Genomic DNA, 20,732 nt, shown 5'->3' on the forward strand with positions numbered 1-20,732 from the left:
TATCCCTGCTCGACCATGACGCATGCGAGCAAGGACCGCCGGTGACCGACGACCCGGACCGCGAACCGTTCGAAAAAGTTGTTGCCGCCCTCGACTATCCGATGTTTGTCGTGACCACGCTGGCCGCCGGGCAGCGGAGCGGGTGCCTGGTCGGTTTCGCCACCCAGACGAGCATCAACCCCCCGAAGTTCCTGGTCGGTCTGTCCCGCAAGAACGCCACCTACCGGCTGGCGACCGAAGCGAGCCATCTGGCGGTGCACCTGGTGGCGCGGGAACATCTCGCACTCGCCGAGTTGTTCGGCACCGAGACCGGCGACCGCACCGACAAGTTCGCCCGATGCCAGTGGCGCGACGGTCCGGCCGGCCTGCCGATCCTCGAGGACGCTGCCGCGTGGTTCGTCGGCGAGATCGTCGAGCGCTTCGATGTCGGCGACCACGTCGGGCACCTCCTGCAGCCCATCGCCGGGGAAGCACCCGACGGGTTGCAGGACTGGGTGACCTTCGCCGACGTGCGCGACCTCGAACCGGGCCACGACGCATGACCGGCCTGGAGACCGCGCATGTCGCCGACAGCGGCGAGCTGCGCGAGTTCTACCGGGACGCGCCGGTGGGCGTGCGGGCGAACATGATCTTCAGCGCCGACGGCGGCGCGGCCTTCGGTGGCCGGGCCGGGCCGCTGTCCTGCCCTGCCGATCAGCAACTGCTGCGCGAGCTGCGCGGCTATGCCGATGTCGTTCTGGTGGGGGCGGGTACGGCCAGAGCCGAAAGCTACGGCCCGGTGCGCCTTTCCGATGTACAGCTGGCGGAGCGGCGGGCCGAGGGCCTGCCCGACCGGCCACCCATCGCCGTGGTGAGCCAGACCGGCCGTCTTCCCGAGAGCATGTTCCGCGACACCACCAACCAGCCGATCCTGATCACCAGCACCGTCGGCGCCCGACAGCACCGGCCGGACCCCCGGTGTCGCGTGCTCGTCGCCGGGCAGGACAGTGTCGACATCCCGGCGGCGCTGGCGGCCCTGGCCGAACGCGGTCTGCATCGTGTGCTGTGCGAGGGCGGACCGACGCTGCTGCACGGGATCGTCGAGGCCGACCTGCTCACCGAGATCTGCGTGACGCTGGCCCCGCGGTTGGCGGGCAGTCAGCCGGTCGGAAGTGCCGCGGCGAGTCGGCTCGCGGCCCCGACCGGTCTGCACCTGCGCCACGCCCTCGTCCACGACGGCTACCTCTTCACCCGGTACGTGCGTCCCGATCGCGCCGGTCCGCACCTGGCCTCCTGACCCCGCGGTCGATGCGCCGGCCACCGGCTCACGGGCGCCCCCGATTTCTCAAAGGTGGTGTCGGGGAGGACATTCAGGCCGTGCGCCCAGGCCCGAAAACCGCGAAAAAAGTATTAGCACTCGCGATGCTCGAGTGCTAATCTAGGCGGTGTAGCGCAGTAAGAAGCCCGCCACGGGGGCGGGCTCGAGTGTTCGAGGAGGTGGACTGCTGTGCTTCGCTTTGATCCGTTCAGTGACCTTGATGCGATGACCCGGGGACTGCTGACGAGCCAGACCGGATCGAACCGTACCCCGCGATTCATGCCGATGGACCTCTACAAAGTCGGCGACCACTACGTGCTGACAGCCGACCTGCCGGGCGTCGATCCCGGTTCGGTCGACGTCAGCGTCGACAACGGCACCATGACCCTCACCGCGCGCCGCACGGCCCGCTCCGAGGAAAGCGTGCAGTGGCTGTCCAATGAGCGATTCTTCGGCACCTATCGACGCCAGCTGTCCCTCGGCGAGGGTATCGATGCCGAAAAGATCACCGCCACATACGAAAACGGTGTCCTGACGGTGACCATCCCGCTGGCCGAGCGCGCCAAGTCGAGGCGTATCGAAGTCACCCATGCCGGCGAATCGAGATCCATCGAACCGGCAACCGTCGAGGCCGACACCTAGCGGAGTCGCCTTGGCGGGTGGCCGCCGGCCTCGGTCGGTGGCCACCCGCCGCGTTCGTTGATATCCGCGACATTTTCGCCGTCGCGCACCCACAATCGAGTCGAGGAGGTACCGGTGAAGGCGTCGGGGGATCTGGAGAAAAACGGGTCCCCCGCGCACGTCGGGAACTTCACGCTGCATCTGGCCGAGGACCAGTTTCGCTGGTCCCCCGAGATCGCGGCCATGCACGGTTACCCGCGTGAGCCCATGACGGTGACCACCGAATTTGCGCTGGCCCACAAGCATCCCGAGGACCGGCCCCGGTTCGCTGCCCTACTCGGCCAACTACCCGACGCCTCGGGGGCGCCGCTGTCGAGCCGACACCGAATCATCGATCGGCACGGCAACACCCGTCACGTCCTGGTCGCCAGCACTCGACTCGTGGACGCCGACGGCGCCGTCATCGGTGCGGACGGCTTCTACGTCGACGTCTCCGGAGCCGCCAGCGACCAACTGGAGGACGCACTGGACTCCGCAGTCGCCGACTTCAGCACGAACCGCGCCGTCATCGAGCAGGCCAAGGGCATGCTCATGCTCATCTACGACATCCCCGCCGACCGCGCGTTCGACATTCTCAGGTGGCGCTCCCAGCACACCAACGTCAAGCTCCGGTCGCTGTGCGAGCAACTCATCGACACGTTGGCCGACGAGTCGGTGGTCGGCGAAGCGGGCCGCACCAGGGTCGACCACATCGTGATGACCATCGGAACGCAGGGCGAACCGTTGCCGGGTTGACGCCCCGATATCAACACCCAGGCGCGTCCAGCGTCCACGGAGGAACACATTCGCCGGCCGAGAGTGTTCCTGGGTGGACACCGGCGTGGTTGCACAGGGGTCTCTGCTCACTCCTCTGGACGCCTTCGACGCACGCGGATTGATCCGTCGCGACGCGGCGGGCCGGCCGCACCGCGTTCCCGTCCTCGGCGGGGTCGTGAAAGCCAGGCGGTGACAATCACTTTCACAGCGCTCCCCCGGTAGTGCCCCGGCGGCGGCGGAACCGATGCGTTTGCCCCGCGTGCAGACGGGTACTCGGCAGCCAGGCGTCGTCTCCGCACGCCGCAGCCCGGCTCGCGTCGTGTCCCCGACCAGCACCGCCCAGTCTGGAGGAATCCATGCCCCCGAAGCAGAACTCGCCGTCCGATCCCGACACCGTGGCCCCCGGCGTCGACACCGAGAACGCCGTCGGCGCCGGCGCCAGCCGCGCGCTCACCACCGCGCAGGGCGTGCGCATCCCCGACACCGACCATTCGCTGAAGGCCGGCGAGCGCGGACCCACGCTGCTCGAAGACTTCCACATGCGGGAGAAGATCACCCACTTCGACCATGAGCGCATCCCGGAGCGGGTCGTGCATGCCCGCGGCTCCGCGGCGCACGGGGTCTTCGAGTCCTACGGCACCGCAGCGCCGTACACACGCGCGGCGTTCCTGGCGAACAAGGGCGCCAAAACCGAAGTGTTCACCAGGTTCTCGACGGTGCTCGGGTCACGCGGGTCGGCCGACACCGTGCGCGACACCCGGGGCTTCGCCGTCAAGTTCTACACCGACGAGGGCACCTTCGACCTCGTCGGCAACAACATGCCGGTCTTCTTCATCCAGGACGGCATCAAGTTCCCCGACGTCGTTCACGCCGCCAAACCCCACCCCGACCGGGAGATCCCGCAGGCGCAGTCCGCCCACGACACGTTCTGGGACTTCGTGTCGCTGCACACCGAGGCCACCCATCACGTGTTCTGGAACATGAGCGACCGCGGCATCCCGCGGTCCTACCGGACCATGGAAGGTTTTGGCGTCCATACCTTCCGGCTGTCCAACGCCAAGGGCGAGACCACGCTGGTGAAGTTCCACTGGAAGCCGGTCGCGGGCGTGCATTCGCTGGTCTGGGAGGAAGCGCAACTGGCCGCCGGGTTCGACCCGGACTTCCACCGCCGCGACCTCGCCGACGCCATCGAGGCCGGCGCCTTCCCGGAGTACGAACTGGGGATACAGGTCCTGCCCGACGACGGCACCCATACGTTCGCTGGCATCGACCTGCTGGACCCGACCAAGATAGTTCCCGAGGAGCTTGCCGAGGTCCAACCGATCGGCAAGCTGACGCTCAACCGGAACCCGACGAACTTCTTCGCCGAAACGGAACAGGTGGCGTTCCACATCGGCAACTTGGTCCCCGGCATCGAGCCCACCGACGACCCGCTGCTGCAGGCCCGGCTGTTCTCCTACCTGGACACCCAGCTGATCCGGCTGGGCGGACCCAACTTCACGCAGCTGCCGATCAACCGCCCGCGCTGCCCCGTGAACGACATGCTGCGCGACGGCATGCACCAGATGGGCGTGCACACCGGGGTGGCACCGTACCGGCCCAACAGCCTGGACAAGGGGTTGCCGGAGGTGACCACCGCCGAGGAGGGCGCATACGTGCCGACCCCGCGGCAGGTGAACGGCCCGGTGGTGCGGGCCCAACCCGCGTCGTTCGACGATCACTTCACTCAGCCCGCGATGTTCTACCGCAGCCTGAGTGAGATCGAGAAGCAGCACCTCATCGAGGCGTTCACCTTCGAGCTGGGCAAGTGCTACGAGCAGGCGGTCAAGGAGCGTCAGCTCGAGGTGCTGGCCAACGTGGATGCCGAGTTGTGCCGACAGGTTGCGGCGGGACTGGGGCTGCCCGCGCCCAACGGGGCCCCGCCCACGGAGGTCCCGCTATCACCGGCGCTCTCGCAGGTCGTCACCGAGCCGGGCCCGATCATGGGTCGCCAGATCGGCATCATCGCCGACGCGGGTTGCGACCTGGCGGAGGTCTCCCAGCTGGTCAAGGCCATCACCAAGCTGGGCGCCGTCCCGCTGGTCACCGCGCCGGTCGGCGGCACGCTCAAGAGCGGTCGCCGCAGCGTCATCGTGGAGCGGACCTTCCTGACCGCCCGGTCCGTCGAGTTCGACGCCGTCGTCGTCGCCGGTGGCATGTCCAGCGCTCCCGACCTGGGCATCGTGCTGCTCCTGCAGCAGGCCTACCGGCACTGCAAGGCGCTGGCGGCGTGGGGAAGCGGACTCGAACTGCTCACCGCGGCCGGGATCACCAAGGACGATCCCGGGGTGCTGGTCGCCAAGGAGCCCGACCGTGGCTTCGTCGACGCCCTCACCAAGGCCGTTGGGCTGCACCGGGTGTGGGAGCGCACCGAGCAGGTTCTGGCCTCGACCGCTCCCCCGCTGCGCGCTGCGGCCGCCGCTCCCAAGAAACGCGGCAAACGCTGACGCCGTCCGGTTTGGGCGTCGGCAGGACGGGCACCCAAGTCGGATGAACGCATCCGAGATTGCCGCTCTACCGTTCCGTGCCGGGGCCGCGCTCCGGCACGCGCGGGTGTTCCACCCCGACGGTCTGCTGTGCGCGGGCACCCTGCGTCGCGTCGCTGACGTGGGCGCCGGGTTGCCCGTCGCCGACGGTGAAGTGCTCGGCCGCTTTTCGAAGGGGGTGGGCACCCCCGTCGGCGTGCCCGATTTCGCCGGCCTGGCGTGGCGGGCGCAGTCGGCGGACTCCGCGCGCCCGTGGGACGTGCTGATGGTGTCGGCGAACGCACGGGTACTGCTGCGGCCGACGACGTCGTGGACGAGCGCCGAGTTCTCGACGTTGATGCCCTACGGCTACGACGACGACGTGTACTGGCTGCGCGCGCGCCTGACCTCGCCCGCAGCCACGTCCGGGCTGGGCGTCGACGCGCTGAGACAACACCTGCGCACGGAACCGCTGGTCGTCGACGTCGAGCAGGCGCGCGGGCGCGGTTCCTTCACTCCGCTGGCGGTGCTGGAATTCGACCGCGCCCTGGAAAGCGGGTGGCCGCCTGAGGACGTGTCCTTCGATCCCACGTTGAACGCCGCCCCCGGGGTGCAGCTGCTGCCCCGATGGCTGGCGGGGGTGCGGCGCCGGGCCTACCGCAGCAGTCGGCAGGGCCGCGACGCCGAGTAGCCCCGGTCCGCGCTGGTTACGGCGTTTCTTCTGGCGGCGATCTGGGTATGTTGCTGCACATGCTCACCATGGTTGATCCCCGCCTGCCCGATTCCGCGGGCGTCGTGTCGGCAGCCGTCCTGGATGCGCTGCGCAGCCGGGACGGCGATCATCGCCTCGACCGGCTGGGCGCGGCGCTCGCGGACGCGGACCCCTACGGGTTGGACCTGCATCTGGCGCTGTACGTCTGTTACGAACTGCACTACCGGGGCTTCGCCGACGTCGATCCGGAATGGGAGTGGAATCCAGCTCTGCTGGCGCTGCGCGCACAACTCGAGCGTCGCTTTCTGGCCGCGGTGCGCGACGAGGTCGGCCCCATCGAGGACAGCGCGACCGCCGCTGACGAGATGGCGAAGCTGGCGGTCGAGCCGGCTGACGGGACCGGCGTGTCGTATCTGCTGCGCGACGGCGGGACCTGGGATCAATTGCGCGAGTACTTCGTCCACGGGTCGCTGTATCACCTCAAGGAGGGCGACCCGCACGCGTTTGCCATCCCGCGGCTCACCGGGCAGGCCAAGGCCTCGTTTGTGGCCATCGAGTTCGACGAGTACGGCAGCGGGCACGGCAGCCGGGTGCACCAGCAGTTGTTCGCGGACCTGATGGACGCCGCGGGCCTGGACTCCTCCTACCTCGGCTACCTCAACGATGTGCCGGGCGTGACGCTGGCCGTGGTGAACCTGATGTCGCTGTTCGGGTTGCACCGGCGCTGGCGCGCCGCCGCGGTGGGGCACTTCGCCGCCACCGAGATCACCTCGCCGCCGGGTTCGGCCCGCCTGGTGCAGGCCATGGAACGGATGGGCGCGCCGGACGCGTGCGCGCTGTTCTACCGGGAGCACGTCGAGGCCGATGCGGTGCACGAACAGGTGGTCCGCACCGACGTGGTGGGCACCCTCGTCGACGCGGACCCGCGGTTGGACCGGGACGTGGTGTTCGGGATCCGCGCCCGCGACGTGGTCGAGGGCCGGCTGGCACAGCACCTGCTGACCAGCTGGGACAGTGGCCGGTCGTCGCTGCTGCGGCCGCTCGACTGAAAGACGCGCCCCCGCAAGGCCGTGGGCCTGCGGGGGCGGTAGGTTGTCGGCGCGGAACTGCGAAAGAGCCCGCCGGATCAGTTGGCCGGCGCCTTGTCCGCTTGCACGGTAACGGATTTGGCGACCTTCGCACCGCGGCGGCGGTGGCTGGTATCGCACATCGGGTAGTTCTTGCTGCGCCGACAAGCGCAGATGGCGACCATGAACCGGTCGGACTCAACGGTGCTGCCGTCGGGCATCTCGATACACACCGGGCCCTCCACCATTATCGGACCGCCCGGAACGACCCGGACGGTCCGAGGGGTGCGGTCGGTCATGGCTTGTCCGCGCGGATGACGACGATCTCTTCGGTGCGCCGGCCCGGTTCGAGCAGCCGCACGCGCTCCAGCCAGGCCGCGCGGGCGGTCATCACCGGACCGAAGGGAATCGACCGGCGCACAACGACATCGGTCGACAGTCCCGCGGCGCGCAACTGCTGCATCGAGCGGTCGACACCGGAGAACTCCGAATGCACGAGGAAGAACACGCCGCCGGGCGCGAGCAACTCCGGCACAGTCTGGCACAGCGGATCCAGGATGCTGCGGCCGTCGAAGCCCGCGTTGTACGACAGCGGCGGACCCGCCGTCGGGGGGATCTGCTCGCGTTCGTCGTCGAAATCCGGTACGTAGGGCGGATTGCTGAGCACGACGTCGAAGGGGCCGAATTCCGCAGCTCGGGTCCAGGGCCCAAGATGCACCGCGACGTCGGCCCCGGCCACCGCAGCGTTTGCCTTGGCGGCCCGCACCGCGTGCGGACACACGTCGAAGGCCCGGACGCTGCGCGCGCCCGCCGCGGCCGCCGCGACGCCGACCACGCCTGATCCGGTGCAGAGGTCGGCGACGCACGCATCCGGCAAAGTACCGCTCTGGGTGGCGACATCGATGAGGAGCTGCGAATCCTCCTGCGGCGGATAGACATCTGCGGGCACATTTGAAGGCCAAAGATCACTTTGCGCGGTCGTCACCGGTGCTCACTTTCGTCATGCCGAATCATTACTGCAACATGCCCCCTCTTCTCGCCGGTCAAACGTCGAATCGCGATTTCGGCGTCGGCACGCCGGTCGGCGTTTGCCCAGCTTTACCCCGGGGTACGTCCCCGGGGAGTCCGAGGGAGGGATGAAGCCGTGTCCGTAATTCGAAACTCGTCGGCCAGCCGGGAACGCGTGTGGGAGGTCATGGCCGACGGCTGGACGTACTCGCAGTGGGTCGTCGGCAACAGCCGGATGCGCGCCGTGGACCCGGACTGGCCGGCCCCGGGCGCGACCATCCGGCATTCGGTCGGGGTCTGGCCCGCCGCCATCGACGACGAAACGGTGGTGGAGGAGTCCGTGCCGGGTGAGCGGTTGGTGCTGCTGGCCAAGTTCGGTTTCCTCGGGGCGGCCCGCGTCACCCTCGAACTCCGCGACAACGCCGACGGCGGTTGCGAGATCGAGATGCACGAGGTACCCGCGCGCGGACCGGCGAACCTGGTGCCCGACAAGCTGGCCGAATTGGCCGTCCGGATCCGCAATCGGGAGTGCACCTGGCGGCTGGCCGCCCTGGCTGAGCGGCTGGGTCCACACGAAGTCGAGTAGGCGCGACCTCACACCGAGGACAGCACGTACGACAGGAAGAAGCCGGCCGCGGTGGCGAACGCGTTGAAGGGTTGGCCGCGTTCAAAGGCCTCGGGCATCAGCGTGTCGGCCACCGAGGCCAGCACCGCACCACACGCGAACGCCAACGCCCACGCGACGGTTTCTGGCCGCAGCATGCCGGCGACGAGATAGCCGCCGATCGCCGCGGCGGCCAGGGCCACCGCGGCGGCCGACCAGGTGATCATCACCGCGCGGGCGCTCATTCCGCCGTCGCGCATCTCGACGCTGCCGGCCAATGCCTCCGGGAAATTGGAGAAGAAGATCGCCACCAGCAGCGCCAACGCCGCACCTTCGACCAGCGTCACGCCCAACGCGAGGTTCTCCGGGACCCCGTCGAGTGTGACGGCCGCAAGCAGGGCGAACCCCACGCCGCCGCGCGCGGCCGACTTGCCGCCGCTGGACTTCTTCTCCTTCTGGCTCTGCACCCGTCGTTCCAGCAGCCAGTCGATGAGGATGAAGGTCCCCGCGCCCGCGAGCAGGCCGAAGCCCGCCCGCCAGGGGCCGCCTTGTTTGAAGGAATCGTCGAACAGTTCGAAGGCCAGGGCCGCGATCAGGGCGCCGCTGGCGAAGGCCAACAGCACCCGCACCAGCGGACGCGGCGGGGTCCACTTGGCCCCGATGGCCGCGCCGATGATCAGCGCGCTGGAGGCGCCGAACCCGAACAGGAGCGCCTTCAGCAATGGCCGGCCCGCCCGTCACCGGTTTCGCCCCGCTGCCCGACAGCCATGACGGATTGCCTCCCACTCGACGGCCGGCAAGAGAACAGTTGCAGGCCTATTACCCGAATGCGCCCGGGCCAAACGATTAGCGGCCCCGAGACGAGAAATCGTCCCGGGGCCGCTCGATCGCACGCGGATCAGCTGATGCCGACCACTTCCTGGGCGATGGTGGCCAGCCGGGCCTGCGCGGCCGAGATCACCCGGGCGCGAGCTTTGTGGGCCTCCTCGTAGGCGATGATCACGCGGATGTCCGCCGGTTCGGTGAGTTCCTTCGCCGCGGACGCCGCCTCGTTGACGTTGAGGTCGTCGTAATCGGCGATGGGCAGCTCGTCGGCGTCGAGGACGCCCGCGGCGCCGCGCGCCGAGTGGATGACGTCGGCGGCCCCGTCCGCGCCCTCCCGACGGGTGATCTTCTCGGCGGTGTTCAGCGCCGAGTCACGCGCGCCGGCCAGCGTCTTGGCCGCGATGTCCCCGGTCCGCGAGCCGCGGTTGACCAGGTCGGCGATGGCCGGCCGCACCGAGCGCACCGCTTCGGCGGCCCGCTCCGCACCGCGCGTCGACAGCGTCAACGGCATGTTCACCAACTTGATCGCGCCGCCCGCGGCCGCTTGCAGCGGCGTCCGACGCAACGCGGCGGGACCACCGAGGGCCTCCTCGGCGAGCACGGTGGTCAGCCACTCGACCGTCGCGGAGTGCGCGGTGATCAGGCGAGTCGCCAGCGCCTCGACGTCCTTGTCGCCGACCGCGACCGCCAGCGCCTTCACGTAGCGCGAACGATCCAGCAGCTGGTTCTCCAGCGCGAGGTCCCCGAGCAGCGCCTCGTCGAACGGCTCGGCCTGCTCGGTCAACGCCTTGACCGCTGCGGCGGCCCGACCCAGGAACGGCCCGATCACGTCGGGGTAGCCGCCCAGGTCGCGGATGGCCTTCTCGATGGCCTCGGCGCGCAGCCGGCCGTTGTCGGCGTTCTGCTGCAGCTCACGACGCACCGCCTCGGTACGGGCCTGCGCGACCCGGGTCTCGGCGACCTGGATCTCCGTATGCGTCAGGTCGAGGACCGTCCGCAGCTGGGCGAGCAGGGTCGCAGTGTCAGCCTTGGTGTTCATTGTCGCCATAGTTGTTCCACCCCTTGGGAATTGATTTCTCTGTCATCAGCACCTCCAGCACCGTGGCTGGGGCCCTCGGTTGTCGGTTACCCGCCGTGCTCGGCGAGATAACCGGATCCGACGGTTGTGAGATAGCCCTCGATCGGTGTAGGCGGGCCCCGACGTGGGAACGGCGCGCCGGCCGCCGGCCACGTTTGCCCACGTGCAGGGCGGGAACTCGAACCCAAACCCGACCAAGACACAGGAGCACCGACCCCGATGAGCATCTGCGCAACCTGCGGCAACGACTACGACAAGGCATTCACCGTCACCTGGCACGACGGCAAGGAAGCGACTTTCGACAGTGTGGAGTGCGCCGCGGTGCACCTGGCTCCCGAATGTGGCCATTGTGGCTGTCGAATCCTGGGCCACGGCATTGAAACGGACGCCGGCATGTTCTGTTGCGCCCATTGCGCGCGCAAGGACACCAATGCCGACGTCAACGATCGCGATCCGGTGCCGGCGGGCGGTTGATCTACCACTTCGCGCTGCGTACACCTCGGTGCTTTCGGCGTCGAGGGAATAGTTCCAATCGTTATCGACGTTTATCCCTTTTGTCACAAGGGTAACTTCAGTCACAGTGCGAACCCGCACTGCGCACTGGAACCGAAGAAAGCGTCGAATGGAACATCGAGATGAATACCGTTCTGTACTACAGCGTCAATGGCGCCATTTATGAGACCAACGCCTACACCGCCGCCGATATCGACCGACTCATCCGCAATCAGGGCCTGCAAAGCCTGACGAGCGCCGACCGCGAGCTCGACTTCTGGTTCAGCTCCTCACCGCAGAACTGTCAACGGCGGATCAACCGCAACGCCACCGAACTTCTGCTGGCCACCACCAATTTCGACGTGAAAACCGTCCCGCTGCTGCGCGGTTGCGTCGTCGTCGCCACCCATGATGGCGACGGGGACCTCGACGGGCTCAGCTGGCAGCAACTCGAACGCGTCGCCGAGCGGCACCGCACCCTGAGCCAGCGGGAACGCCGGGCACTCAACCGGCGCATCCTGCGCAGCGACCGCCGGCACCGCGACGCCGATCTTGCGCAGGCCACGTTCGGGCGACTGCTGCCGGCGCTTTCCCGCCCCTAACACAGCGCGAGCGTGCGCGTCCCCGGGCCGACACGCCGAGTCCCGTCCGGGTCTGCGCACGCTCGCCACGCGCAGCGGCCAGCGACTGTAGGCCGCCGGCGCCCAAGCGATCAGATCCAGACCCCTCACCGACGCTGCGCTCAGCGCGGAAATGTGTGAGCACCTACTACGTTCAGCGCAGCCTCGATGCGCAACCCAACGCTGAGCGCAGCCTGGGCGGGTAGCGCGAGGCCATTAGCCAGAACCGAGAGGCCCGAAGCGAAGCTTCCCCCACGGCAATGCTTCCGCCCTCGACACAGCGACGCGGCGGAGCCATGCGCCTACGGGTCCAACGGCGCGGCCCCGTATTCATAGATTTCGTCGATCAATAGCGCGCAAATGTGTCCTTGTTCTTGATGGATTCGCCACTTAACGTCGATCGTGTCGACCATCACAGGTGACAGTGCCCGCCGAAGGGTGCGCAGGACATGTAATGCATGCCGCGTGTCGCCCGGAGGACCCCACTCTTGCGGAATTTTGCGCTAGCGGGATTGGTGCTCGCGCGTAGATGAAAGGCTCACCATGACGCTCGCCCCATCGGTTCGCGTACAAGCCGTGATCGATGACACCCCAATGAATGTGAAGCGGTGGGGCGTCGTCGCGCTCTGCTTCGTCATCGCGTTGCTGGATGGCTTCGACACCCAGTCCATCGCCTTCATCGGCTCATCGATCGCCGAGGAATTCGCGATGTCGACCGCGTCGATGACGGCGGTCATCACGGCCAGCACCGTCGGCATGGCCCTGGGCGCGATCTCGCTCGGTTCGATCGGCGACCGCGTCGGCCGGAAGCGCGCAATTCTGCTGTCGCTCACCATCTTCGGGTTCTTCTCGCTGCTCGGCGCGTTCGCGCAGGCGCCCTGGCAGATCATCCTGCTGCGCTTCCTGATCGGTCTCGGCATGGGCGGCGCGACACCGTCGCTGCTGGCCCTGGCCGCCGAGTACAGCCCCGTCGGATCCCGCAAGATGTCGATGACGCTGGTGCTGCTCGGTCTGCCCGGCGGCGCGATGCTCGGGGGTGTGGTCGCGGCGGCCTGGTTGCCCGTCCTGGGCTGGCGGGGCATCTTCCTGCTCGGTGGCGTGCTGCCCCTGATCCTGCTGCTGGTGGTCGCGACCGTGCTGCCGGAATCCCCCAGCTACCTGGCCACCCGCGGCGACGCCGCCAGCCAGGCCAAGGCGCGCAACCTGTTACGTCGCATCACCGGCGCGGACATCGCCGACGACGCGGTCCTGCGGGCCGAGCAGGAAGACGAGAACGCCGGCTCCATCCGGGCGCTGTTCGACAGCGCTTACCGCAGCACGACCATCACCATCTGCGCGATCTACCTGGCCAACTGGATCGCCTGGTTCCTGCTGCTGCAATGGACGCCGACCGCGCTCCACCAGGCCGGACTGTCCAAGGAACAGGCCGCCTCGGGCACCATCGTGGTCAACGGCGCCTTCATCCTGTTCTCCTTCCTGGTGGCGGTACTGCTGTCGCGGGTCGCGATCCGGACCCTGCTGCTCGGCATGTTCGGCGTCGGCATCCTGGTCGCGCTCGGCCTGTCGGTCAGCGGCTCGAACTGGACCCTGACCTTCGCCCTGATCGCGGCGGCCGGGTTCGGGATCGGCGGCCAGCAGCTGGTGTTGAACTACCTGATCGCTGAGACCTACCCCACGCAATTGCGCGGCACCGCAACCGGTTTCTCGATCGGTGTCGGGCGAACGGGGTCGATCATCGGATCCGCGCTCGGCGGGGCGCTGCTGAGCAGCGTCGGCGTCGGCGGGTACTTCGGGTTCATCGCGGTGCCGCTGGCCGTCGCCGCCATCGCGACCTTGACACTGCGCTCGCGGCCGCGCCACGTGTCCCCCGACAGCCGGCACGACGACGGGCTCGCACTGGCCGGCCGCGAGCGGTGAGCCAGCACGTCATTCTGGCCTGCAACGACCCGGCCACCACCGAGCGCTACGCCGCCGAGGTGGCCCCGGCGGTGCGCGAACTGGTCACTTCGGCGCGAGAAGACGAGCAGACCCGGTAGTTTCAACTGGCGCGAATCAGGGAAACAGGCTGCCGGAGAAGGGCGGTTACCGCGGTGGATGTACCTGGCTGGGTGTGGGGCCTGACGATCGCCGGCATTGCCGGCCTGCTTGCCTTCGATTTCATCTTCCACGTCCGCAAGCCGCACGTGCCCACGCTGCGGGAGGCCGCGGTGTGGTCGGCGCTCTACGTGGGCATCGCGCTGCTGTTCGGGGTGGGCGTGCTGGTCTTCGGCGGCATCGAACCCGGATCCGAGTACTTCGCCGGGTATGTCACCGAAAAGGCACTGTCGGTCGACAACCTCTTCGTGTTTCTGGTCATCATCGCCAGCTTTCGGGTGCCGCGCGAGGATCAGCAGAAGGTCCTGCTGTTCGGCATCGTCTTCGCGCTGATCGCCCGCAGCGCGTTCATCTTCCTCGGCGCCGCGCTGATCAACACCTTCGCGTGGGTGTTCTACGTGTTCGGGCTGGTCCTGCTGCTGACCGCCGGCAGCCTGCTCAAGCCCGAGGACAGCGAGGAATCCCGCGGGGCCGACAACGTCGTCATCCGGCTCGCCAAGAAACTTCTTCCCACCAGTGAGCATTACGACGGCGACAAGCTGACCACCGTCGTCGACGGCAAGCGGATGTTGACGCCGATGCTGCTGGTGATGGTTGCCATCGGCGGGACCGACATCCTGTTCGCCTTCGATTCGGTGCCGGCGATCTTCGGGCTCACCCAGAACGTCTACCTGGTGTTCACCGCGACCGCGTTCTCGCTGCTCGGTCTGCGGCAGCTCTACTTCCTGATCGACGGCCTGCTGGATCGGCTGATCTACCTGTCCTTCGGGTTGGCCGCGATCCTCGGCTTCATCGGTGTGAAGCTGATCCTGCACGCGTTGCACGAGAACAACGTGCCGTTCATCAACGACGGCGAGCCGGTCAAGGTCGTCGAAGTCAGCACCGGATTGTCGTTGACGGTGATCGTCGGCGTGCTGGTCGTCACCGTGATCGCGTCGCTGCTGAGCCCGCGTGGCAAAGCCCAGACGGCCATCTCGAACGCGCGCCGCTACGCCACGGCCTACCTCGATTCCGAATACACCCACGACCCCGGCGAACGCGAGCGAATCTTCGGGCAGTTGCTCAAGCAGCGCGATCAGATCCTGGCGCTGGGTCCCAAGTACCGCCAGCTGGTCCGCGACGAAGCCGCTTTGATGGACCTGCTCGAACGCGCGGCGGCCAAGCATGGCGAGGCGGTGTCGAGGGGGCACGCCGAGCCGTTCACCCCGCGGGGGTTGACGTAGGTCACGGCAGGTCGTACTGGTGGCGCGGCGCGTTCGGTGACCGCGTACAGTGCACCGTTGCTATCGGGTTTCGCCCGGCACCCGCCGGGGAACAAGAGTGAGATTGCCGACGTTGTGGGACCGAGGCCAAAAGCACATCGAGAGGACACGAGATGGCCACTGACTATGACGCACCCCGCCAGAAGGAAACCGACGAGACCGTCGACGAGTCCCTGGAGGCGCTGGCGAGCCGACGCAAGGACGCGGCCACCGCGGTGATCGATGTCGACGAGTCCGCGGATTTCGAGGGCTTCGAGTTGCCCGGCGCCGATCTCTCGGGTGAAGAGTTGACGGTGCGCGTCGTACCCAAACAGGACGACGAGTTCACCTGCAGCAGTTGCTTCCTGGTGCACCACAGCCACCGACTGGCCCGCCGGGAGAACGACCAGCCGATCTGCGCCGACTGCGCCTGATCCGCACAGGTTTCCGCCAGACGACGACGGGCCCCGGGCGCGGGGCCCGCGTCACACCCTTTCGATGCCCGAAGGTCGGCCCCGGCAGTACAGCCGTCGCAGCGTGATCGGTAGACCGTCGGCGGGCGTGGGTCCGGTCCCCCAGGTGAGCTGCACACGGTAGTCGTCGGGCACGCTCCATTCGAAATGCCGCAGCATCTGATGCATGATCGTCTTCACGTTCATGTCCGCGAAGTGTTGGCCGATGCACTTGTGCACGCCCCCGCCGAACGGTGCAAAAGCGTAACGATGCACGGCGCTCGGGTCCGCGCCGGCCAGGAATCGGCCGGGGTCGAACTGGTCCGGATTCGGCCACCAGTCCTCGAGGCGCATCGAACCGTAGACGTTGATGGCCACCTGGGTGTTGCGCGGGATGTAGTGCCCGGCGACCTCGGTGTCCTTGATGGCCTGCCGGAACAGCGTGCCGGCGGGCGCATACATCCGCAGGATCTCCTTGAACGCCGCGTCGAGCACCGGGTAGTCAGCCAAGGCGTCGAGGGTGATCTGATCGTTGGCGTGTGCGACGGCCTCCTCGCGAAGGGCGTCCTGCCACTCCCGGTTTCGGCCGAGCTCGTAGACGAGCATCGCGATGGCGATGGCACTGGTGTCATGCGCGGCCATCAGCAGGAAGATCATGTGGTTGACGATGTCGGCGTCGGTGAACCGTTCACCGTCCTCGTCGCGACTACGGCACAGCATCGAGAAGAGGTCCGTCCCGTCCCCGGCCCGACGGTCGGGCAGCTGGCTGCCGAAGTAGCGTTCGAGCCGTTCCCGGGCCCGCAGTCCACGCGCCCAGGCTCCACCCGGCACGTCGGCCCGCACGATGGCCTGCCCGCCGAGGACCGTGGCGTGGAAGTCCGCGGACAGCTGGTCGGACTCCGCGCCGATCGACGCGCCCACGAAGACCTCGGCGGACTGGTCCAGTAGCAGCCGCTTGACCGAGGGGTAGAACGAAAAACGCTGGGCGCTGGGCCAACTCGTGACGGTCCGGGCGATGCCGGGGCGCATCAGATCCAGATAGCCCTCCAGGGCGGTGCGGGTGAAGGCCTGCTGCATGATGCGCCGGTGGTCGCGATGCTCGTCGAAATCGAGCAGCATGATGCCGCGGTGGAAGAACGGTCCGATCACCGGTGCCCAGCCCCTGGTACTGGAGAACGCCTTGTCCTTGTTGATCCACGCCGCTTCCAGCGCCTCCGGGCCCATCAGGGAGGCCACCCGGAATCCCACCCCGCCGGCCCACCAGACGGGCCCGTACTTGCGGTAGCGCTCCCGGGCGAATTCCAGCGGATCGGCGAGCGTGCTCAGGACGTGGCCGAGGACCGGGAAGCCGTAGGTGCCGAGCACCGGCTTGAGCCCCGACCCCGGCGGCGGCACAGCCAGTGGCCGTTCGTGGCTCGGATACCGGGAGGTCAACGTGGCCGCTGCCGATTGCAGTCGCTGCTTGGCCATCGCCGGAACCGGCGGCAGTAGGGTGGTCGCGACATTCACGGTGGCCTCCTGCAGATCCCGCCACTCTGGTACATTTCCGGACCAGATTGTTGGTACAGAACGGTGCCAGATAGGTGAGACGGTTGTCAAGGAACGACGCGCGCAATCCGGAGCCGGAGCGCACCTACCGTGGCCAGCCCGCGGAGGCGCGCCGCGCGCAGCGCCGTGGCCGGCTGATCGACGCCGCGATCGACTTCATGACCGACGGCGAATGGCGGTTGGTGACCGTCGAGAAACTCTGTGCCGCTGCCGGTCTGAACAAGCGGTACTTCTACGAGAGCTTCGACGGTCTCGACGCGGTGGCCGCCGCGGCCATCGACGACATCGCCGAACGGGTACAGGTGGCGGCGCTGGCAGCGCTCGCCGAGACCGCCGCTGACCCGGTGGAGCGCCAGGCCCACGCCGCGGCCGCGGCGGTGGTACGCACCCTGACCGACGATCCGCGGCGGGCCCGCGTGCTGCTCGGCGGCGTCGCCGTCGGCTCGACGGCCCACCATCTGCATCGGGCCCGGGTGATCCGCCGGCTCACGGCCGTGCTGGTGGGCCACGCCCGATCGGTGCACGACGTGCGGCTGGAGTCCGACCCGCTGGCCCAGCTGGCGCCGGCCTTCATGATCGGCGGCACCGCGGACGCCATCCTGGCGTTCATCGAGGGCCGCGCGGTGGTGACCCACGACGAACTCGTGGACAGCCTCGCCACGCTGTGGCTGCTCACCGGCAACGGGGCCGTCGACCTGGCGCAACAACGCGCGGCGGCGCACCCGGACTGAGACGGGCCGCCCTCAACGCTGGGCCGCGGCGGTGCCGTACTGCTCGACCAGCCCCGCCTTGATCAGCTTTCCCGCCTCGGTGCGGGGCAGCTGCGCCGCGAAGGACAACGAGCGTGGACACTTGTAGTGCGCGAGCCGGTCACGCAACCATGCGATGAGCTCTTCGGCGAACTCATCGGTGGCCGCGGCCGGATCCACGGTCTGCACAACGGCTTTCACCGACTGCCCCATGGCCTCATCGGGGATGCCGAACACCGCGGCGTCGAGCACCGCCGGATGGCTGATCAGCAGGTTCTCGGCCTCTTGCGGATAGATGTTGACCCCGCCGGAGATGATCATGTGGTGTCGCCGGTCGGTGAGGTACAGATAACCCTCGTCGTCCAGGTAGCCGATGTCCCCGACGCTGACCCAGCCGCGGTCGTTGTGCGCCGCAGCGGTTTTGGCGTCGTCACCGAGATAGCGGAACGACGCGGGGCTCTCGAAGTAGATGTCGCCGGGCTGTCCGGCCGGTAGCTCGGCGCCGTCCTCGCCGACGATGTGCACCCGGCCGCCGAGTGGGCGGCCCACCGATCCCGGATGGGTCAACCACTCCTCGGCCCGGATGAACGAGGCGCCCACCCCCTCCGAGGAGCCGTAGAACTCGTCGACGATCGGCCCCCACCATTCGATCATCTGCCGCTTGATCTCCGGCGGGCACGGCGCGGCGGCGTGCACCACCCGGCGCAGGCTGGACACGTCGTAGCTGTCCCGGACAGCCGGGTCCAGCTTGAGCATCCGAACGAACATCGTCGGGACGAACTGCCCGTGGGTCACGCCGTAGCGCTCGATTGCCGCCAGCGCATCCTCGGCGTCGAAGCGCTCCAGCACCACGGTGGTGCCGCCGAGGGCCTGCACCGACATCGACCAGTACGACGGCGCGGTGTGGTACAGCGGGGCGGGACTCAGATACACCGCATCGCCGTCGATACTGGCGGCGTCGAGCAGCGGCGCGAGCATCACCCCCGCCTCCGCCGGAGACTTTCGCGGCAGTTCCCGCCGAATACCCTTGGGCCGGCCCGTGGTTCCCGACGAGTACTGCAGCAGGTCACCTTCGGACTCGTCGGCGATGGGCGTGTCCGGGTGGCCGGCCACGCACTCCGGATACCGCTGCCACCCCTCGAGGTCGTCGTCGGCGATCAGCCGCAGACCGGGCAAGCCGCGGGGCAGGTGCGCGGCCAGTTCCGCACACACCGCCCGTTGCGCCCGCGACGACACCACCGCCTGCGCGGCGCAGTTGTCAACGATGTAGGCGACCTCGTCGGCCGTCAAACGACATCGCGACGCAGATCGCGGCGCGCAACCCGCAGGCGATCCAGGGCACCATCCGCGCGATATGGGAGTCTTTGGACATGACCCGTTCCACCGCGCTGCAGAACGGCATGGCCTACACCCACATCGGCAACCCTCCGCTCGCCGAGCGGCGGGCCGCCCCTCGCCGCAACGGACCACCGATCTACCGGTGACACCGTGAGTCAGGACATGATCGCGCCGCGCATCGATTCGCGGCAGGCCAAGCTTGCCGGCCGGGCGGCCGAACAGATCGTCGCCGATGTCATCGAGCTGGGCTGGCCCGTAGGGCAGGTCCTCGGCTCAGAGGCGGAGCTGCTGGAGCGCTACGGCGTGAGCCGGGCGGTGCTGCGCGAGGCCGTGCGCCTGGTGGAGCATCAGCGGGTGGCCCGCATGCGGCGGGGCACCGGGGGCGGGCTGGTCATCGACGAACCAGACATCGACGCGGTCATCGGCCCCGCCATCATCTACCTCCTGCGCGTCGACGCCACCCTGGACCAGATCTTCGACACCCTCATCCTGCTCGAGGAACTGGCCGCCGAACTCGCCTCCGAGCGGGCCGGCGAGAGCGACCTCGCCCTGCTGCGCAACACGCTGGAGCAGGAGGCGGCCGGCGAGGTCCCCGACTATCGCCTGCTGCATTCCCACGTCGCGGCACTGACCGCCAATCCGGTGCTGGAACTGTTCGTCGAGACCTTCAGCCGGGTCAGCAACTTCTACTTCGCGGACCGGGCGGCCCTGCCTTCGTCGGTGGTCGAGGAGGTGTGCCGCGCACACGACGCGATCGCGCGGGCGATCCTGACCAACAATTCCGGCCTGGCGCGCGCGCGGATGCGCCGCCACCTCAGCGCCGAGGCCGACTTCATCCGCAAACAGCCGGACACCGTGCAGCGGCTCGACCCCGCCGTGGCGCTGGCCGGCTCGCTCGGCGACAAGCGCGGCGAAGCCCTGGCGCGTCAGCTGTTCACCGAGATCGTCCGCAGCGGGGCCACGCCGGGTGACTTCGTCGGCTCCGAGAGCGCGCTCATGGAGAAATACCAGGCCAGCCGAGCCGTGGTCCGGGAGGCCATCCGCATCCTGGAGTACCACCAGATCGCCCTGACCCGCCGCGGCCCCGGCGGCGGCCTGTTCGTCGCCGAGCCGGACAGCACCGCACTCGCCGAGATCATCGCCATCTACCTGCGGCGCCGCGGGGTGAAGTTGCGCCACATCAGCGACCTGCGCACCGGGCTCGAGTTGGCGGTGACCGAGCGCGCCGGCGAGCGGCTGCGCGCCGCCCAACCCGCCGACCTCGAGACGATGGCCGCCGACCTCACGCAGTCGCTGCGGGCCGAATCGGAACTGGGTTTCGCGCTGGCGTTCAGCCGCGGGGAGGATTTCCACTCGGTGCTGGGCGGCCTCACCGGCAACCCGGCGCTGCAGTTGCTGCACCGCGTCACGATGCGTCTGGGCTGGCAGTTCTTCTCACAGCTGGCCACCAAGAACCCGCGCGTCAACGCCATCTCCGAGCCCGCGGCCATCGAGCCGGCGCACCGCGACATCACCGAAGCGCTCAGTGCGGGCGACGCCGAACTGGCGGTGATGCGCATGCGGGCGCACATGACAGCCACCGCGTCTCCGCCGACCTGAAAACCCGTTCGGCCCCGATCGGACACCCGGGGGCTTTGCAGATTCCGTAGTTGAGGATACTGTTCTA

General features: G+C 68.4%; 21 protein-coding genes and 2 pseudogenes. 17 read left to right on the forward strand and 6 right to left on the reverse strand.

The window, feature by feature from the left end; all coding sequences use genetic code 11:
- Positions 1-101: 101 nt before the first annotated feature.
- The 7 genes from R2K23_RS22835 (at position 102) to R2K23_RS22865 (ending at position 6,999) form a co-directional block, all read left to right on the forward strand.
- Complete coding sequence (locus R2K23_RS22835; protein ID WP_316517506.1) at positions 102-542, forward strand: flavin reductase family protein; 441 nt, start codon at positions 102-104, stop codon at positions 540-542.
- Positions 539-1,276, forward strand: coding sequence for a pyrimidine reductase family protein (locus R2K23_RS22840; RefSeq protein ID WP_316512848.1), 738 nt, complete (start codon positions 539-541; stop codon positions 1,274-1,276). The genes R2K23_RS22835 and R2K23_RS22840 overlap by 4 nt, the downstream gene beginning before the upstream one ends.
- 210 nt (positions 1,277-1,486) lie before the next feature.
- A complete protein-coding gene (locus tag R2K23_RS22845) occupies positions 1,487-1,939 on the forward strand; it encodes an Hsp20/alpha crystallin family protein (protein ID WP_316512849.1) in 453 nt (150 codons plus the stop codon).
- Positions 1,940-2,053: 114 nt separating this feature from the next.
- On the forward strand, positions 2,054-2,713 hold the full coding sequence (locus tag R2K23_RS22850) for a PAS and ANTAR domain-containing protein (protein ID WP_316512850.1): 660 nt from the start codon (positions 2,054-2,056) through the stop codon (positions 2,711-2,713).
- Positions 2,714-3,090: 377 nt separating this feature from the next.
- The gene (locus R2K23_RS22855) at positions 3,091-5,220 is read left to right on the forward strand and encodes a catalase (protein ID WP_316512852.1); all 2,130 of its coding nucleotides are present in this window, start codon (positions 3,091-3,093) and stop codon (positions 5,218-5,220) included.
- Positions 5,221-5,263: 43 nt separating this feature from the next.
- Positions 5,264-5,929, forward strand: a complete 666-nt coding sequence (locus R2K23_RS22860; RefSeq protein ID WP_316512853.1) for a phosphodiesterase — start codon at positions 5,264-5,266, stop codon at positions 5,927-5,929.
- 59 nt (positions 5,930-5,988) lie between these two features.
- Positions 5,989-6,999, forward strand: coding sequence for an iron-containing redox enzyme family protein (locus tag R2K23_RS22865; protein ID WP_316512855.1), 1,011 nt, complete (start codon positions 5,989-5,991; stop codon positions 6,997-6,999).
- Between the two features lie 77 nt (positions 7,000-7,076).
- Here the strand turns inward: R2K23_RS22865 and R2K23_RS22870 are convergent, their stop codons facing one another.
- The gene (locus tag R2K23_RS22870; RefSeq protein WP_316512857.1) at positions 7,077-7,316 is read right to left on the reverse strand and encodes a CDGSH iron-sulfur domain-containing protein; all 240 of its coding nucleotides are present in this window, start codon (positions 7,314-7,316) and stop codon (positions 7,077-7,079) included.
- On the reverse strand, positions 7,313-8,002 hold the full coding sequence (locus tag R2K23_RS22875; RefSeq protein WP_396892625.1) for a HemK2/MTQ2 family protein methyltransferase: 690 nt from the start codon (positions 8,000-8,002) through the stop codon (positions 7,313-7,315). Before R2K23_RS22875 ends, R2K23_RS22870 begins: the two co-directional genes overlap by 4 nt.
- 159 nt (positions 8,003-8,161) lie before the next feature.
- Here R2K23_RS22875 and R2K23_RS22880 point away from each other — a divergent pair, with 159 nt between their 5' ends.
- On the forward strand, positions 8,162-8,611 hold the full coding sequence (locus R2K23_RS22880) for an SRPBCC domain-containing protein (RefSeq protein ID WP_316512860.1): 450 nt from the start codon (positions 8,162-8,164) through the stop codon (positions 8,609-8,611).
- Between the two features lie 8 nt (positions 8,612-8,619).
- Here the strand turns inward: R2K23_RS22880 and R2K23_RS22885 are convergent, their stop codons facing one another.
- Both R2K23_RS22885 and R2K23_RS22890 read right to left on the reverse strand, forming a co-directional pair.
- Positions 8,620-9,351 carry a ZIP family metal transporter gene (locus R2K23_RS22885; protein WP_316512862.1) on the reverse strand — a complete coding sequence of 244 codons (732 nt, stop codon included), beginning with the start codon at positions 9,349-9,351 and terminating at the stop codon, positions 8,620-8,622.
- Between the two features lie 176 nt (positions 9,352-9,527).
- Positions 9,528-10,502 carry a ferritin-like domain-containing protein gene (locus tag R2K23_RS22890; RefSeq protein ID WP_316512864.1) on the reverse strand — a complete coding sequence of 325 codons (975 nt, stop codon included), beginning with the start codon at positions 10,500-10,502 and terminating at the stop codon, positions 9,528-9,530.
- Between the two features lie 249 nt (positions 10,503-10,751).
- Here R2K23_RS22890 and R2K23_RS22895 point away from each other — a divergent pair, with 249 nt between their 5' ends.
- The 6 genes from R2K23_RS22895 to R2K23_RS22920 all read left to right on the forward strand — a co-directional run bounded on the left by R2K23_RS22895 (position 10,752) and on the right by R2K23_RS22920 (position 15,413).
- Positions 10,752-11,006 carry a hypothetical protein gene (locus R2K23_RS22895; RefSeq protein ID WP_316512866.1) on the forward strand — a complete coding sequence of 85 codons (255 nt, stop codon included), beginning with the start codon at positions 10,752-10,754 and terminating at the stop codon, positions 11,004-11,006.
- Positions 11,007-11,167: 161 nt separating this feature from the next.
- Positions 11,168-11,626, forward strand: a complete 459-nt coding sequence (locus tag R2K23_RS22900; RefSeq protein WP_316512867.1) for a hypothetical protein — start codon at positions 11,168-11,170, stop codon at positions 11,624-11,626.
- 612 nt (positions 11,627-12,238) lie between these two features.
- On the forward strand, positions 12,239-13,561 hold the full coding sequence (locus R2K23_RS22905) for an MFS transporter (RefSeq protein ID WP_316512869.1): 1,323 nt from the start codon (positions 12,239-12,241) through the stop codon (positions 13,559-13,561).
- The gene (locus R2K23_RS22910) at positions 13,558-13,680 is read left to right on the forward strand and encodes a hypothetical protein (RefSeq protein ID WP_316512870.1); all 123 of its coding nucleotides are present in this window, start codon (positions 13,558-13,560) and stop codon (positions 13,678-13,680) included. The genes R2K23_RS22905 and R2K23_RS22910 overlap by 4 nt, the downstream gene beginning before the upstream one ends.
- Before the next feature lie 54 nt (positions 13,681-13,734).
- The gene (locus tag R2K23_RS22915; RefSeq protein WP_316512871.1) at positions 13,735-14,961 is read left to right on the forward strand and encodes a TerC family protein; all 1,227 of its coding nucleotides are present in this window, start codon (positions 13,735-13,737) and stop codon (positions 14,959-14,961) included.
- 152 nt (positions 14,962-15,113) lie between these two features.
- A complete protein-coding gene (locus tag R2K23_RS22920) occupies positions 15,114-15,413 on the forward strand; it encodes a DUF4193 domain-containing protein (RefSeq protein WP_316512873.1) in 300 nt (99 codons plus the stop codon).
- 51 nt (positions 15,414-15,464) lie between these two features.
- Here R2K23_RS22920 and R2K23_RS22925 read toward each other — a convergent pair whose 3' ends face one another.
- Positions 15,465-16,901, reverse strand: a complete 1,437-nt coding sequence (locus tag R2K23_RS22925) for a cytochrome P450 (protein WP_316517507.1) — start codon at positions 16,899-16,901, stop codon at positions 15,465-15,467.
- 122 nt (positions 16,902-17,023) lie between these two features.
- On the opposite strand from R2K23_RS22925, the gene R2K23_RS22930 reads away from it, so the two are divergent.
- Entirely contained in the window at positions 17,024-17,710 is a 687-nt protein-coding gene (locus R2K23_RS22930; protein ID WP_316512874.1) for a TetR/AcrR family transcriptional regulator, read from the forward strand.
- A gap of 12 nt (positions 17,711-17,722) precedes the next feature.
- Here the strand turns inward: R2K23_RS22930 and R2K23_RS22935 are convergent.
- A pseudogene (locus R2K23_RS22935) lies at positions 17,723-19,018 on the reverse strand (AMP-binding protein); the annotation flags it as partial.
- Between the two features lie 5 nt (positions 19,019-19,023).
- Between R2K23_RS22935 and R2K23_RS24905 the strand changes: the two are divergent.
- Positions 19,024-19,212: pseudogene (locus tag R2K23_RS24905) on the forward strand (enoyl-CoA hydratase/isomerase family protein); the annotation flags it as partial.
- Positions 19,213-19,216: 4 nt separating this feature from the next.
- Entirely contained in the window at positions 19,217-20,665 is a 1,449-nt protein-coding gene (locus R2K23_RS22940; protein ID WP_316512877.1) for a FadR/GntR family transcriptional regulator, read from the forward strand.
- Positions 20,666-20,732 lie beyond the last annotated feature (67 nt).

Origin of the sequence: Mycolicibacterium sp. MU0050, from assembly GCF_963378085.1 — a bacterium.
Taxonomy (GTDB): domain Bacteria; phylum Actinomycetota; class Actinomycetes; order Mycobacteriales; family Mycobacteriaceae; genus Mycobacterium; species Mycobacterium wendilense.

Bases quoted from the DNA above. Each gene is read 5' to 3' on its own strand.
- R2K23_RS22835 (WP_316517506.1), top strand. From the start codon at position 102: ATGTTTGTCGTGACCACGCTGGCCGCCGGGCAGCGGAGCGGGTGCCTG.
- R2K23_RS22840 (WP_316512848.1), top strand. From the start codon at position 539: ATGACCGGCCTGGAGACCGCGCATGTCGCCGACAGCGGCGAGCTGCGC.
- R2K23_RS22855 (WP_316512852.1), top strand. From the start codon at position 3,091: ATGCCCCCGAAGCAGAACTCGCCGTCCGATCCCGACACCGTGGCCCCC.
- R2K23_RS22860 (WP_316512853.1), top strand. From the start codon at position 5,264: ATGAACGCATCCGAGATTGCCGCTCTACCGTTCCGTGCCGGGGCCGCG.
- R2K23_RS22865 (WP_316512855.1), top strand. From the start codon at position 5,989: ATGCTCACCATGGTTGATCCCCGCCTGCCCGATTCCGCGGGCGTCGTG.
- R2K23_RS22870 (WP_316512857.1), bottom strand. From the start codon at position 7,316: ATGACCGACCGCACCCCTCGGACCGTCCGGGTCGTTCCGGGCGGTCCG.
- R2K23_RS22890 (WP_316512864.1), bottom strand. From the start codon at position 10,502: ATGGCGACAATGAACACCAAGGCTGACACTGCGACCCTGCTCGCCCAG.
- R2K23_RS22895 (WP_316512866.1), top strand. From the start codon at position 10,752: ATGAGCATCTGCGCAACCTGCGGCAACGACTACGACAAGGCATTCACC.
- R2K23_RS22900 (WP_316512867.1), top strand. From the start codon at position 11,168: ATGAATACCGTTCTGTACTACAGCGTCAATGGCGCCATTTATGAGACC.
- R2K23_RS22905 (WP_316512869.1), top strand. From the start codon at position 12,239: ATGAATGTGAAGCGGTGGGGCGTCGTCGCGCTCTGCTTCGTCATCGCG.
- R2K23_RS22920 (WP_316512873.1), top strand. From the start codon at position 15,114: ATGGCCACTGACTATGACGCACCCCGCCAGAAGGAAACCGACGAGACC.
- R2K23_RS22925 (WP_316517507.1), bottom strand. From the start codon at position 16,901: ATGGCCAAGCAGCGACTGCAATCGGCAGCGGCCACGTTGACCTCCCGG.